The sequence below is a fragment of the Klebsiella sp. OBRC7 genome, assembly GCF_000293135.1.
GTDB lineage: Bacteria > Pseudomonadota > Gammaproteobacteria > Enterobacterales > Enterobacteriaceae > Klebsiella > Klebsiella michiganensis.
Map to the genome: position 1 here is coordinate 100,473 of NZ_ALNJ01000064.1, position 14,510 is coordinate 114,982.

14 protein-coding genes are annotated in these 14,510 nt (G+C 55.9%); 11 read left to right on the forward strand and 3 right to left on the reverse strand.

Features of this window, described 5'->3' with window-relative positions:
- The first annotated feature begins 117 nt into the window (after nucleotides 1-117).
- Together HMPREF1144_RS13155 and HMPREF1144_RS13160 are read left to right on the forward strand one after the other, a co-directional pair.
- Nucleotides 118-738 carry a histidine phosphatase family protein gene (locus HMPREF1144_RS13155; protein ID WP_042927673.1) on the forward strand — a complete coding sequence of 207 codons (621 nt, stop codon included), beginning with the start codon at nucleotides 118-120 and terminating at the stop codon, nucleotides 736-738.
- Between the two features lie 248 nt (nucleotides 739-986).
- Nucleotides 987-1,466 (forward strand): RrF2 family transcriptional regulator, encoded by a 480-nt coding sequence (locus HMPREF1144_RS13160; RefSeq protein WP_004121015.1) that lies wholly within the window; start codon nucleotides 987-989, stop codon nucleotides 1,464-1,466.
- A gap of 63 nt (nucleotides 1,467-1,529) precedes the next feature.
- Here the strand turns inward: HMPREF1144_RS13160 and oqxB are convergent, their stop codons facing one another.
- Nucleotides 1,530-4,682 (reverse strand): multidrug efflux RND transporter permease subunit OqxB, encoded by a 3,153-nt coding sequence (gene oqxB, locus HMPREF1144_RS13165; protein ID WP_004850433.1) that lies wholly within the window; start codon nucleotides 4,680-4,682, stop codon nucleotides 1,530-1,532.
- A gap of 24 nt (nucleotides 4,683-4,706) precedes the next feature.
- Nucleotides 4,707-5,882: an efflux RND transporter periplasmic adaptor subunit gene (locus HMPREF1144_RS13170; RefSeq protein WP_042927675.1), complete on the reverse strand. Its 1,176-nt coding sequence runs from the start codon at nucleotides 5,880-5,882 to the stop codon at nucleotides 4,707-4,709.
- Nucleotides 5,883-6,216: 334 nt separating this feature from the next.
- Here HMPREF1144_RS13170 and HMPREF1144_RS13175 point away from each other — a divergent pair, with 334 nt between their 5' ends.
- Nucleotides 6,217-6,591: a helix-turn-helix domain-containing protein gene (locus HMPREF1144_RS13175; protein ID WP_009653081.1), complete on the forward strand. Its 375-nt coding sequence runs from the start codon at nucleotides 6,217-6,219 to the stop codon at nucleotides 6,589-6,591.
- Between the two features lie 74 nt (nucleotides 6,592-6,665).
- Here the strand turns inward: HMPREF1144_RS13175 and HMPREF1144_RS13180 are convergent, their stop codons facing one another.
- Nucleotides 6,666-7,460 carry an AraC family transcriptional regulator gene (locus HMPREF1144_RS13180; RefSeq protein WP_009653008.1) on the reverse strand — a complete coding sequence of 265 codons (795 nt, stop codon included), beginning with the start codon at nucleotides 7,458-7,460 and terminating at the stop codon, nucleotides 6,666-6,668.
- 77 nt (nucleotides 7,461-7,537) lie between these two features.
- Here HMPREF1144_RS13180 and HMPREF1144_RS13185 point away from each other — a divergent pair, with 77 nt between their 5' ends.
- From HMPREF1144_RS13185 to leuE, 8 genes are all read left to right on the forward strand, one after another.
- Nucleotides 7,538-9,577: an FUSC family protein gene (locus tag HMPREF1144_RS13185; protein WP_009653077.1), complete on the forward strand. Its 2,040-nt coding sequence runs from the start codon at nucleotides 7,538-7,540 to the stop codon at nucleotides 9,575-9,577.
- A complete protein-coding gene (locus HMPREF1144_RS13190) occupies nucleotides 9,567-9,782 on the forward strand; it encodes a DUF1656 domain-containing protein (protein ID WP_009652967.1) in 216 nt (71 codons plus the stop codon). The genes HMPREF1144_RS13185 and HMPREF1144_RS13190 overlap by 11 nt, the downstream gene beginning before the upstream one ends.
- Entirely contained in the window at nucleotides 9,779-10,651 is an 873-nt protein-coding gene (locus HMPREF1144_RS13195; RefSeq protein ID WP_004850422.1) for an HlyD family secretion protein, read from the forward strand. Before HMPREF1144_RS13190 ends, HMPREF1144_RS13195 begins: the two co-directional genes overlap by 4 nt.
- Nucleotides 10,652-10,823: 172 nt before the next feature.
- Nucleotides 10,824-11,624, forward strand: a complete 801-nt coding sequence (locus HMPREF1144_RS13200; RefSeq protein WP_009652997.1) for a hypothetical protein — start codon at nucleotides 10,824-10,826, stop codon at nucleotides 11,622-11,624.
- Between the two features lie 441 nt (nucleotides 11,625-12,065).
- The gene (locus HMPREF1144_RS13205) at nucleotides 12,066-12,635 is read left to right on the forward strand and encodes an XRE family transcriptional regulator (protein ID WP_004121027.1); all 570 of its coding nucleotides are present in this window, start codon (nucleotides 12,066-12,068) and stop codon (nucleotides 12,633-12,635) included.
- 297 nt (nucleotides 12,636-12,932) lie between these two features.
- Entirely contained in the window at nucleotides 12,933-13,085 is a 153-nt protein-coding gene (locus HMPREF1144_RS32980; RefSeq protein WP_157214910.1) for a hypothetical protein, read from the forward strand.
- Nucleotides 13,078-13,440, forward strand: coding sequence for a cupin domain-containing protein (locus HMPREF1144_RS13210; protein WP_009653003.1), 363 nt, complete (start codon nucleotides 13,078-13,080; stop codon nucleotides 13,438-13,440). Before HMPREF1144_RS32980 ends, HMPREF1144_RS13210 begins: the two co-directional genes overlap by 8 nt.
- A 388-nt stretch (nucleotides 13,441-13,828) precedes the next feature.
- On the forward strand, nucleotides 13,829-14,473 hold the full coding sequence (gene leuE, locus HMPREF1144_RS13215; RefSeq protein ID WP_009653058.1) for a leucine efflux protein LeuE: 645 nt from the start codon (nucleotides 13,829-13,831) through the stop codon (nucleotides 14,471-14,473).
- Nucleotides 14,474-14,510 lie beyond the last annotated feature (37 nt).

The window sequence follows — 14,510 nt, forward strand, 5'->3', positions numbered from 1 at the left end:
TCAAACGTCTTCCCAATCAACATTAAGCTACCTACACTTTCGCCCTGAGCCAGGCGAAGCATCTCGCTAAAGCAGATAACAAACGGTCGTCACGTTGGATAACGGATCTCAAATACGATGAAAGTGATATGGGTGAGGCACGCAGAAACCGAGTGGAATCATAGAGGGATTATTCAGGGGCATCGCGACAGCTTCGTGACCCACCGCGGTATGCAAGAAACAGCGGCGTTACTGACAGCGCTGACGAAAGAGGCATATCCGATAGAATGTGTTTACAGCTCCCCGCTTGGGCGCGCCTTGCACATGGGGCTGAAGCTGTCTGAAGGTCTTGGCTGCCCGTTACAAGTTGAAGAATCTCTTAAGGAACAGTCGTTTGGTTGCTTTGAAGGGATATCTTTCGATCACTTCAGGCGAGACCATCCGCGTGATGCAGATGCGTTGCTCGCCCTTGATGCAGCCTATTGTCCCCCGGAGGGAGAGTCGTTAGCCCAGGCGACTCGACGCGTGATAAATTTCTTACAACACCTGCAAAATACTAATGCACATCAGATCGTCGGTGTTGTTTCTCACGGGCATGTCAGTCAGGGCGTGCTGGCGTTACTTAAAGAGGGGACTCTCGATAACTTCTCTCGCTATGCTCACCCCAATGCGAGTTACTCTGTTTTCGATTTTACGGACGGCAAATGCGCCGCGCTCAGATGGGGGATAGCTACCCACCTCATTCAACTTCAACGGTAAACGCCCATTAAGACCCCGGGGGTCCTGTGTGCCCGATCGGGTATTAAATGCTGATACCTTTTTCATCAGTGCCCACGCCATGGCGTGAAGCGTCGGCTGGTCCCGCTCTCACTCACGCTTTTTTTACCTGGCGGGAAAAGCGCAGATTGCTTCAAAAAAATTACCGTATTTGGTATATTGTTGTTTATTGCTTACTCACCTCTGCGGTGCCAAAAAGAACAAGATTCACCGCTACCCAGGATAAGAAAATGTTAGATTACCGCTTCCCGACAGCTTTGCAGATGGTTCTTAGCGTAGCAATGGCGGAGCAGTTGGGTGAACGTTCGACGAGCGCGATTCTGGCCTACGGCCTGGAAGCGAACCCGAGCTTTATCCGCAAACTCATGGTTCCTCTCACGCGTGACGGCATTATTGTCTCAACGCTTGGCCGCAACGGCTCTATTCATCTTGGCCGCCCGGCGGAAGAGATCACCCTGCGCGATATCTACGTCTCCGTTATCGAAGATAAAAAACTGTGGGCGTCGCGCCCTGACGTCCCTGCTCGCTGCGTGGTCAGCGCGAACGCGTGCTGGTACTTCAAATCTATCGCCGATGAAGCGGAGCAGGCTTCGCTACAGGTACTGGCACGCCACACCGTGGCAAGCGCGCTGGAAGAAGTGAAAAAAGCCGATACCAGCGGGTGCGATCCGGTGCCTGAACTTATCGCCAAATATAAAGAAGCTCATTAATTTTCCTTGGGCGCAAAAAAACCGCCTTCACAGTGAAGGCGGTTTTTTGTTATCTGCCGCACCCTACGCCGGCGAAACGTCCTCTGCAGGTTTATCGCGCGTCACCAACTTACGCAGCGTCACGTAAAACACCGGGGTCAGGAACAGGCCAAACAGCGTCACCCCCAGCATCCCGGAGAACACCGTGATCCCGGTAACGCCACGCACTTCCGCGCCCGCGCCGTGACCGAGGATCAGCGGGATGGTCCCGGCAATAAAGGCGATAGAGGTCATCACAATCGGGCGTAAACGCAGGCGACACGCCTCCAGCGCCGCTTCCATGATCCCTTTCCCCTGAATTTCCAGCTCGCGGGCAAACTCCACGATCAGAATCGCGTTTTTACAGGCCAGACCCATCAGCACCACCAGCCCCACCTGTACGAACACGTTGTTATCGCCGCCGGTCAGCCAGACGCCAAACAGCGCGGAGAGCATCGTCATCGGCACGATAAGAATCACCGCCAGCGGCAGCGTCCAGCTTTCATACAGCGCCGCCAGCACCAGGAACGCCAGCAGCACCGCCACCGGGAAGACGATCAGCGCCGTATTGCCCTGCGTGGCCTGCTGGAAGCTCAGATCCGTCCATTCGATATTCATCCCGTTCGGCAATATCTGGCCGGACATCTTCTCCAGCTGCGTCATTGCCTGCGAGGAAGAGAGTACGCGCGGATCGGCATCGCCAATCAAATCCGCCGCCGGATAGCCATTGTAGCGAATCACCGGGTCCGGCCCGTAGGTAGTGCTGATATTCACCATACTGCCGATTGGCACCATTTCGCCCTGATTATTCCGCGTGCGCAAATTCGCAATATCCTCCACGCTTTCGCGGAACGGGCCGTCAGCCTGCGCCATCACGCGCCAGGTCCGCCCGAACTGGTTAAAATCATTGACGTAAGACGATCCCAGATAGGTTTGCAGCGTACCAAACAGATCGGTGAGCGACACGCCCTGCGCTTTCGCCTTATCACGATCGACCTGGACATCCAGCTGCGGCACGTTCGCCTGGTAGGTGGAGATCGGGAAGTGCATCCCCGGCGTCTGCATAATGGTACCGGACATCGCGTTCACCGCGCTTTGCAGCGCACCATAGCCAAGACCTGCCCGGTCCTGAATATAGAGCGAATAGCCGGAACCCTGGCCAAGTCCTAAAATCGGCGGAGGCAAAATAGAGAAGCCAAAGCCCTGCTGGATTTGCGCGATTTTCGCGTTGATCTCAGCGTTAATTTCCGCCGCCGAATGTTTACGCTGGTCAAACGGCTTCAGGCCAAAGAAGACCGTTCCGGTATTCGGCGTATTGGTGAACTGCAGCGCGTTAAGCCCCGGAAACGCGACCGCGTAATCCACGCCTTCGGTATTCATGCCGATTTCGCTCATTTTACGGATCACCGCATCGGTGCGGGCCAGCGAAGAGCCTTCCGGCATTTTCACGCCGCCGATTAAATACAGTTTATCCTGCGTCGGTATAAATCCGCCGGGTACCGCTTTAAACATGACGCCCGCCGCGCAGAGCAGCAGCACATAGACCACAAACACCGCCCCGCGTCGTCCGAGCGTTTTTCCCACCAGCCCCTGATAGCCGTTCGAGCTGCGGTGGAAAAAACGGTTAAACGGACGGAAAATCCAACCGAAAAGACGGTCGATAAGCCGGGTCGGGAAGTCTTTCGGCGCGCCGTGCGGTTTTAGCAGCAGCGCAGCCAGCGCCGGAGAGAGCGTCAGCGAGTTGATGGCGGAGATCACCGTGGAGATCGCGATCGTCACCGCAAACTGCTTGTAGAACTGGCCGGTTACGCCCGAGAGAAACGCCATCGGCACAAACACCGCGCACAGCACCAGCGCAATGGCGATAATCGGGCCGGACACCTCACGCATCGCCTGATGCGCTGCGGCAAGCGGAGCCAGCCCTTCCTCGATATTTCGCTCGACGTTTTCCACCACCACGATGGCATCATCCACCACGATGCCGATGGCCAGCACCAGCCCGAACAAGCTCAGGGTATTCAGCGAGAAGCCCAGCAGGTAGAGAATGCTGAAGGTACCCACAACCGAAACCGGCACCGCGATCAGCGGAATAATCGACGCGCGCCAGGTTTGCAGGAAAAGGATCACCACCAGCACCACCAGCACCACCGCTTCCAGCAGCGTTTGCACTACCGCGCGAATGGAATCGCGAACAAATACCGTCGGATCGTAAGGCGCCGCCCATTTCATATCCTGCGGGAAACGCTTCGACAGCTCGTCCATTTTGGCACGCACCGCGTTAGACAAATCGATGGCGTTCGCCCCCGGCGACTGGAAGATACCAATCCCGACCGCGTCTTTATTGTTCAGCTGGGAACGCAGCGCATAGCTGCCGGAGCCCATTTCGATACGCGCCACGTCGCGCAGGCGGACGACCGTACCGTCCTGCGTTGTTTTCAGGACAATATTGCCAAACTCTTCTTCGGTATGCAGGCGCCCCTGGGCGTTAATGGAGATCAGGAAGTCGCTCTCTTTCGGCAGCGGCTCGGCGCCAAGCTGCCCGGCGGAAACCTGGACGTTCTGCTCCTGCATCGCCGTGACCACATCCGACGCGGTCAACCCACGCGCCGCCACCTTGTTGGGATCGAGCCAGACGCGCATCGCGTATTCGCCCGAGCCAAAAATCTGAATTTGGCCGACGCCGGGCAGGCGCGCCAGTTCATCCTTCACCTTCAGCGTGGCGTAGTTACGCATATACAGGGAATCGTATTTACCGCCGGGCGAAAACAGATGCACCACCAGCGTCAGCGTCGGCGACTGCTTCTGGGTGGTGATCCCCAAACGCCGCACATCTTCCGGCAGACGCGCTTCGGCCTGCGATACCCGGTTTTGCACCTGAACCTGCGCCTGATCGGGATCGGTACCCGGACGGAACGTGACGGTGGTTACCAGTACGCCGTCAGAACCGGCGACGGATTTCATGTACATCATATTTTCTACGCCGTTGATCGCCTCTTCCAGCGGCGTCGCCACGGTCTCGGCAATCACTTTCGGGTTGGCGCCCGGATACTCCGCGCGCACCTGCACGCTGGGCGGTACGACGTCAGGATATTCGCTGACCGGCAGCAGCGGGATGGCGATTAATCCGGTGATAAAAATCAGAATCGACAGAACGGCGGCAAAAATCGGCCTGTCGATAAAAAAACGGGAAAAGTCCATGGGTTGGATTCTCAGGTCAAGGGATCAGTTGAGGGCGGTGCTGGCGGTCATGGCCACGGTTTTCGCGTTAACCGGCATGCCCGGCATAAACACTTTCTGTAAACCATCGACGATGACTCTGTCGCCAGGCTTCAGCCCCTGCTGCACGATGCGCAAACCGTCCGCCAGACGCCCCGGCGTAATATCACGACGCTGCGCTTTACCCTCTTTATCAACGACATAAACATATTTGCGATCCTGATCGGTCAACACTGCTTTGTCATCGATAAGCGTGGCGTTGAACTCCGCGCTGCCCGGCAGGCGGACGCGGGCAAAGAGTCCCGGCGTGAACTGACGCTGGGCGTTATCCAGCAGCGCGCGCATCCGGATCGTGCCGGTACTCGGCGTTAACTGATTATCAAGAAAATCCACTTTACCCTGATGGGGGTAGCCCTCTTCGCCAACAAGGCCAATCTCCACCGGCAGCGCCAGGTGATTGCTCGACGCGCCCTGCCCGCTGCGGGCGAGACTTTGATAGTGAAGGTAGGTCGACTCGTCCACGTCAAAGTAGACGTAAACCGTCTTTTGCGATACCAGCGTGGTCAGGACGCTGGCGCTGTCGCCGGCGGTGACCAGGTTACCGCTGGTGATCAACGCCCGGCTGGCGCGGCCATCGATAGGCGCGGTCACTTTGGTGAAATCCAGGTTAAGCTGCGCGGCGTCGACCGCCGCCTGCGCGGCGCGGATGTCGGCCTGCGCCTGGGTGGCCGCCGCACGGCGCTGCTCCCACTCTTCGCGGGAAACCAGATTGGTATTGACTAATTTATCGGTACGGTTAGCCTCGCTTCGCGCCAGGCTGGCCTGCGTTTTGGCTCGCGCCAGCGTCGCCTGCGCCTGTTCCAGCGCGGCGCGATAGGTTCTGTCATCGATAGTGAACAGTACCTCCCCCTTTTTCACCTCCTGGCCGTCGGCGTAATTCACTTTGTCAATGTAGCCGGAGACGCGGGGTCGCAGCTGGACGCTTTCCACCGCTTCAATCCGACCGTTAAAGCTGTCCCACTGACTAATGGATTTGACGACCACATCAGCGGCGCTGACGACGGGCGCCTGCGGCGCGGCGTTTTGTGCGACGCCCTCATCGCATCCAACGAGGAGCGCCGAGAGCAGCATCACGCCCGGCACAGTCAGATGAAAGTTACCCCAGTATTTTTGCAGGCTCATTATTTTTATTCCGGTATTGGTAGCCGCCGGGCAAGACGCAGCGGAAGACACCGCGCCACTTCCTTTGTCCGGTCTGGCTTAAGGCCATTTGTGTCGTTCATCGCCACAAAACTGTAACAGTTGCGAATACACTATCGCGGGGATTGTAGGAAGGCGCTAAATTTAGTGCAAGAATAATTGTTGCACTTTATGTGCTATTCCTGACGCCTAAAAATGGCGCGTTTCCGGCATGGATTTAAATGCAACAATAAAACTTGCAATTAGCGCAAAAACGGGCCACCTTTAAATGCAACAGATAAAGATGCTTTTTAGACGCTGCGTAGAGGTACATCAGATGAACACTGGCGCATTCATTCACGATTTACTCGACTGGATCGACAACAATCTTGATAGCCGTCTGGACATTGGCACCGTCGCCAGGCGAGCCGGCTATTCGAAATGGCATCTGCAGCGGCTATTTAAGGAGCATACCGGTTATCCTCTCGCCGAGTATATTCGCGCGCAAAAGCTACAAAAATCGGTCGAGCGCTTAGCCCACAGCGACGAACCGATTTTGAACGTGGCGATCGCCCTGGGCTTTGACTCCCAGCAGTCCTTCAACCGCAGCTTCAAGCGTCAGTTCGGCCAGGCCCCCGGCGCATGGCGCCGCAGCATCGGCAACCCGGATACGACGGGATTACTCCAGCCAACCCCGCCCTTCTCTGACTAAATTTTGCGCTCGCCGCGGCGCTGTGGCCGCGGCGGATATTAAGCGCTTCACTCCGCATCCAGCCTGCGCGCCGCTCAGGGATCCGCCGTTCTTCGACCGGCAAAGTAGTGCGCGGGGGTGCTCCCCATCGTTTTTCTGAACATGGTGATAAACGCGTTGACCGACTCATACCCCAGATTAGCCGCCACGTTTTGCACCGATACCCCGCTTGCCAGCTCCCGCAGGGCAATAATCAGATGCAGCTGCTGACGCCATCGCCCGAAGGTCAGACCGGTTTCGCGCAGCATCAGGCGCGCTAATGAGCGCTCGCTGAGCGCCAGCCGTTTCGCCCACACTTTAAAGGTGCTGCGATCCTCAGGGTGGCTGACCAGCGCATCCGCCATGGCGCGGATCTTAGGATGCGCCGAAACCGGCAGACTCAGCTTCTGCTGCGGCATGGTGGCCAGCTCATCGAGCGTCACTCTGGTCAGCCTGCCGACATGGCTCTCCGCGGCGTAATCGACGTCCGCATTAGTTAAGCGGTCAACTAACGCTTTAATCAGCGGCGAAATCGCCAGCGTGCAGCATTTCTCCGGCAGCGCGGCGGCGCCGGGTTCAATAAACAAATAGTTGAGATGCGCATTCCAGGTCGCTTTGGCGCTGTGCGGGATCCCGCCGGGGATCCACACCGCGCAGTCTGGCGGCACTATCCAGATATCGTTTTCCGCACGACAAATCACCGCCCCATAGAGGGCAACGATCAGTTGTCCCTTGCGGTGGGTATGAACCGGCACTTCTGCCGCGTAATCAACGAAATCAATATGCCGCGCGACGGCAGGGCTCGGCGTGCTATCGGGATCAAACAGGGTATGGGCAAGTCTTGATGGCATCTTATTGGCAACATTTAGGTATTTTTTGACAGAATAGAGTATTTAAGGAGGCGCGCAAAGCGGGAATAATTCCCGGCATGAGCACATTAACTTCCCATCACAGCCGTTTTTTACACGCGATAAGCCGTTGGTCAGGCCGCATAGCCTCTGCCGCGCTGCTGAGCGATGCCCATGCCCTGCTCTATTCGATCAGGAGTTTTACCGCCGCGATGCTCGCCTATTACCTCGCCCTGGCGATTGGCCTTGAACGGCCCTCGTGGGCCATCATCACCGTCTATATCGTGTCGCAAACCTCGGTGGGCGCCTCCCTGAGCAGGAGCCTCTATCGCCTGGCCGGTACCGTGGCCGGCGCGGGGGCCACGGTGTTGATTGTGCCCACGTTTGTGAATACGCCGATTTTATGCAGCGTGATGCTGACAGGCTGGATCACCTTCTGCCTCTATTTGTCACTACTTGAACGCACGCCCCGCGCCTATGCCTTTGTACTTGCCGGTTATACCGCAAGCCTGATTGGTTTTCCCGCCGTCGCCGATCCCGGCACGGTGTTTAACATTGCCCTTATCCGGGTACAGGAAATCGCGATCGGTATCGTCTGCGCCGCGCTGATTCACCGCTACATTTTACCTAGCCGGATATCAGGGCTGTTCAACAGCAAATTAGCCCAGACGCTGCACGCCGCGCGCCAGCGGATTGCCGACACCCTGGCAGGCAAGGCCGACACGCAGTCAGAGCCGCTGCATCTGGCGCTGGCGCTACAGTTTCTGCAGGGCATCAGCCACCATATCCCGTATGATTTTGCCCTTTCGGTTCCGGCCCGCCAGGCCAGGAAAGCGCTCCATGACAGGCTGGCACGGTTAGTGATTGTCAACGGCGAAGTACGCGATCGTTTGCAGGCGATCGCGCAAATGCCCGCCGCGATGCAGACTCTACTGAATGACGTTCAGGCCTGGCTGACCTGCGACGATACCGGCCAACGCAAAAACGCCGCAGAAGCGCTGCACCAGCGCAGCGCGCAGTTAGCGCAGCGGCTCGCGGCGCAGGCGCTGACCTTTGAAGATGCGCTGCGGGTAAATTTCTTACGCTACATCGCTGAGTTGATTACCCTCCTGCAACAGTGTGAGCGGCTTTCGGAGGCCATTCATCACGCCAGGCCTGCGTCAGCGCAGACGGAAGATCGTGCGGCGACAGGATACGTTTTCCATCGCGATCCCCTCAGCGCCGCCCGCACGGCGCTGGGCGCTTTGGTCATCATTCTGAGCGGCTGTCTGCTATGGATTTACTCTGCCTGGCCCGATGGCGGAACAGCGGTGTCGATTCTCGGGGTTTGCTGCACGCTGTTTGGCAGCTTCGACACTCCGGCCCCGCATATTGTGAAATACATTATCGGCTCTGTCTGGGGCGTAATAATAAGCCTGATCTATAGCTTCGCCCTGCTTCCCCCGATCGGCGATTTCCCCGTGCTGGTGGCAGTACTTGCCCCGGTCTATCTGCTTGCCGGATCGCTGCAGGCGCGGCCCCCCACCACCTTTATGGCGATGGGGATCACCCTGACGCTGCCTGTGCTCTGCGAGCTGGGCGCGCGCTACAGCGGGGACTTCGCCGACGCGGCCAACACCGCGATCGCCCTGTTTTTCGCGACCGGCTTTGCGGTTATCGGCATGAGTCTGCTGCAAACCGTACAGGCGGACGCGGCGATAAAGCGTCTGCTGAAACTGTGCCAACGCGATATTCGCCGCAGCGTGAGCGGCGTATTTAAAGGCGATGAAACGCACTGGACCAATCTGATGATCGACCGGGCCGCTCTGCTGCTGCCACGCTTGCCGCGCAGCGGGCAGTCCTCCGCCCGGGCGCTCGATCGCCTGGTGCACTTTCTGCGCGTAGGCCTCTGCGTGATGCGCCTGCGCCATTGCGAAACGCCCGCCGGCAGCGATATCCACGAGGTGCTTTCTCGTCTTACCCGCACAACGGAGACCGAAGCCTTACGCGAGCGCATTGCCGCCATGGCGGACCGCTGCTTGCCCGCGAGGGATGAACAATCATGCCAGTTTGTCGACCGACTGGTCGATCTGCACTGCGCGTTACGGACGCAGAACGGGGAACCCACCCATGATAAATGACATCAATATCGGGGGTGTTTTTATCCCCGGACTGCTGCTGACAGCGCTCATTGCCCTGGTCTGTACGCTGTTACTCGTACCGCTTTTCTCCTTCAGCAGGCTTTACCGCCGCTTGCCCTTACGCCCGCTGCTTGATGTTTCAATCTATATCGTGACCTTTTTCCTGCTTTTGCAGGGCCTGACCACACTGGGGTTATTCGCATGAAATCTTTATTCTCTTTGCTCGGCCGTTACGCGCTGACGTTAATCGCAGTAGCGGTGGCGGCTTTCGTGGCGTTTATTTTCTGGAAACAGTATGCGCAGACGCCATGGACGCGCGATGGCCGCGTGCGGGCAGATGTGGTGCAGATTGCGCCGGACGTTTCCGGGCCGGTGAGCAGCGTGGCGGTGCGGGATAATCAGTGGGTTAACCGTGGCGATGTACTTTACGCCATCGACCCGCGTTGGCTAAAACTGGCGGTGCTCAGCGCGCAGGCCGACGTCGAGGCAAAGCGTCATGAGATGGTGATGCGCCAGGATGCGGCCCGGCGACGCGCGCTCATCAAAGGAGTCATTTCCGGCGAGGACATCCAGCAAACAGGCAGCGCAGCGCGCGTCGCGGCGGCCAATTACCAGGGGGCGCAGGCTGCGCTGGAACTGGCGCAGCTGAACTTATCCCATGCGACTGTGCGCGCACCGGTTGCCGGCTACGTCACGCATCTTCGGCTTCGCCCCGGCGACTATGCCACGGCGGGAGAGACCAAGGTCGCCGTGGTCGATGCGCACAGTTTCTGGGTGGTGGGCTATTTTGAAGAGACTAAGCTGCGTCATATTCGCGTCGGCAGCACCGCACACATTTCTCTGATGGGGTTTGACCCGCTCATCACCGGGCACGTGGAGAGTATCGGCCGGGGGATCGATGATAGCAATGACGAGACGGGCGGGCTGGGGCTGCCGGATGTCAATCCCACCTTCAGCTGGGTGCGACTTGCGCAGCGAGTCCCCGTTCGTATCCAGTTAGATAAGATACCGGAAGGGATTGAACTGGTGGCGGGACTATCCGCCAGCGTTTCCATCCAGCCTGAAAAGCCATGAATAGCCCTGACGGCGGGCGTAGCGTAGGTTCAGGCTACGTGGCCCAGGCTATCCCCCCATAGTGGGCACGAGATTAAATGAGGAAACGACGCGTCCTGCAAAAATATCTGGCCCGAATATACCGAACTCGATATTCTGTAATGCTTTGTATTTTTTGTGAACAGGAAAAAGTATGCTTAGTACGTTACCCGATTTACACAGAAGTTTTGCAGAGCAACTCAAGCTTAACGTTCAGTCTGACGCCCGGATGCACTCCCTGCTCGCGGGCGGGTCGCTTATTCATGGCGGATTTGATAAATACTCCGATTTAGATTTTGTCGTTGTGGTAGACCCTCTCTACTACGATGAAATCATGGCGCAGCCTGTGGCGTTCGCCGAAACAGCAGGCAACCTGCTGCATGCGTTCACCGGGGAGCATGTCGGAGAGCCTCGCCTGCTGATATGCCTGTATGGCCCTGAACTCCTCCATGTCGATCTGAAATTTGTCACCCTGGACATGCTCACTCAACGCGTTGAGGAGCCGGTAGTGTTATTTTCTCGCGATCGGCATGCCCTGGAGCGACATCTGGCACAATGTCGTGCCCACTGGCCTGACATGACGCCGGAGTGGTTTGAGTCCCGAGCCTGGATCTGGCTTCATTATGCGGTGGTTAAACTGGGAAGGGGCGAACTTTTCGAAGCGATGGGTATGCTGTCATTCTTCCGGGAGCAAGTGCTGGGACCGATGCTGTACCGCCGCGCCAATCTACCGCAGCGCGGGGTTCGCCGCATTGAATGCCATAATATCGATTCTGAGGGCCTGCTGAACTCCACGCTGGCCACACACGATCGTGAGTCCGTCAGCATCGCCATCAGAAAGGCGGTTGACGCTTATAGCAATCTGCGCGCTGATGCGCTGCCTGAAAATATCGCGGACGATACGGCACGACGGGCGCTCCTTGCCATGCTGAAAGCGTATTCTGAACGAGTTTAAACGATACTTCCGGCCGCTTACATGGCCGGAATGTAAAACTATCGAGGGAGATGCCGCCAAGACTCAAATCCCAGGCCAAACACCGCTATCCGGGAAACCACTCGCGACCAATGGAACTCTCGTCAGAGAGTCTGATACAAATCATTGAAGACCGGCTTATCGTTCAAAGCAGCCCATCAACATCTGGGCGCTAAAATTTTAACTTGATGTGCAATATTTCCCGTTTTTCAGGCGGCCCTTCATGAGTCTGTAAACCCCAGGGGTGTTCATCTGAATGGATAAATAGAGTATCCAGGCATTGCGGGCGCGTGATAAATTGCTGCCTGTTGATGCAGCTATGATATATCAGGCCGGCGACAGCATCGTCATGTCCTTACCGCGATCGCAACTGGGCGGGCATTTATTCATATGAGAAAACCACACTCGGGGAGGGTCGCAATAATGGCTGATTCAGGACACGATAAACCTGCTGCGTTGTCATTAAATATCGGTAATAAAATAAGACGACTGCGGCAGTCACGGGGGGTTTCGTTAAATGACCTGTCTAAATTGTCAGGGGTTTCAAAGGGGGCATTATCCAAACTGGAGTCAGGATCCTCCAGCCCCCGTGTCGATACGTTGGACGCTATCGCCACAGCATTACGTTTACCGGTTGGCGATTTACTGAGCGGCGGCAGCAGGATATATCCCTGTTTTGATAAATATCGTCCCGCGCCGGGCGAATATTCGCAAATGATGAAATTCCGCATCGGCCCCGGCAATACCTCCGAGATATGGTTGCTGCAAATGGAGCCGCAGGTCACCATCCACAGTCCCGGGCATTCAGACGGGTCGCATGAACATATACTGGTTCACAGCGGCACCCTGCATCTGCGCTTTAGTCAGTACGAAGTCATCACATTAGAAGCCGGGGATTTTTACGCTTTCTCCGCGCAGGTTGCGCACACATACAGCTCAAAGGAGACGGCGATTAGCGCAACGGTGGTGATGAGTCACCTCGAGCCAGGTTAACTCCTCCATGCGATTATCTGGCCAGGAGCCCTCTGATAAAATGCCGAAGAGCGGGCATGTGTTCACTTAAAGAAACAAAAACGCTCTCCCTAAAGCCAGGCGGGAAATTCTTTTATAAATAAAATGAAGTAAATTCAGCCGATTGATTTTGTAGTGATAAATTATTTCGCCCGTAACCGGGAAACCCATTGTTCTGCATGCGGGCTGACGGTATTGTTATTTCGAACAACAGCACCGGCTTTCCTACGCTCTATTTTGCCGCAATGCGAAGCAGTTGTTAGTGCCAGAAAGCTGGCCATGTTACGACCAACTTACCTTTGGTCTGCCGGAGTTTTTTTAGCAATGAATATCGACCTTCCGGTGGCGCGCCGCGCTCCCATTGCCGGTTCTTTTTTTATGCCAAATAAATCCATCTGGATTATATATGTGACGGAGACGATGAGTGCGTAAAGTTAATTTAAAAGAAAGTTTTGCTCTGTTCAGCGAATGCTGGAGCCCCAAAATTGTCGGCGAAATTAATAACGAGTATGTCAAACTGGCTAAATTAGCCGGAAAGTTTGACTGGCATCATCATGAGCATGAGGACGAGCTTTTTCTTGTTATCAGCGGCCGCTTGCGAATGGGGTTAAGAACGGGCGATATCGTGCTTGAAGCGGGTGAGTTTATCATTGTGCCGAAAGGAACCGAGCATTGTCCTGAAGCGTTAACTGAAGAGTGCTGCGTCGTTTTACTTGAGCCAAAAACGATCCTGAATACGGGCAATATCGTCAATGAACGTACGGTACATGAGCTGGATAGACTATAGTCGCGCCTCCTGACGTCTCAGAACGTTATCAACGAAGTGATTTCCTTCCCCGTCAGGTTTGGCGGGGCGTGAGGATCTGTTTTATCAGGAGTCAGTCACCATTACTCCCCCTACCGCCGCGAGTTTCGGTGGCGGCAATCATTGTTGGCTGAACTGACTTCATTATTTGCTAACCTTCATTTATTACTTATTCATTAATAATCAGGGAGGGGAAAGATCATAGAGCAGCTTTTCCCTATATGGTAGGTGTTAGCAGACCAGGGCGTTGCTCAGTCTGGCTGCGAAGTACCATCAACAACATTTGCTGAATTGAAAGTCGCTGCGGTGTTTTCATTAACAGCGGTTTCGTTAGAATGGCCGGAGTGAAAATGAGAGAACTGGAGTGAAAATGTTTGCTGATTTTGGTGTCGTGAATTTCTGGACATACCTGCTTGGTGCGACGCTGATAGTCCTTGCGCCCGGCCCTGAAACCATGTTCGTGATTAAAACGAGCATCACCAGCGGCATCAAGCGGGGCTTTGCGGCAATATTTTCTATTCTCCTGAGCGACGTTATTCTTGTTCTGCTGGCATGGTGTGGGCTGGCCGCGGTCATAAGCTCAACGCCTGCCTTATTTAACGCTATCAAATACGCAGGCGCTGCTTATCTTTTCTGGCTTGGTGTCCAGACGATACGCACAGTACTTAAGCCAGCCATCGAAACCATTGAGGAAAAGAAGTCCTCTGCAGAGGCTGGGGGGATCATCGGACGCGGAATGCTGGTGACCCTACTGAATCCAAAGACGCTACTGTTCTATATCTCTTTCTTCGCGCAGTTCATCAATGCTCAGGCTGACCACTCCTGGGCGGCGTTTATCATTCTTGCTGTGGTGATGTTCGCCATAACTCTTGTATATTTCGGCTTTCTCGTCTTCTGCGGCGCTTATCTGCTTAGCCGTATAAAAGGTAACCGTAGACTCTCTGCCATCGGAAACGCGCTGGTTGGGGTGTTCTTCGTTGGATTTGCAGCACGGCTCGCAAGCGCAACCTCATAACGGAATAGCTAAACCGCCGTGAGGGGTTATTTTATGT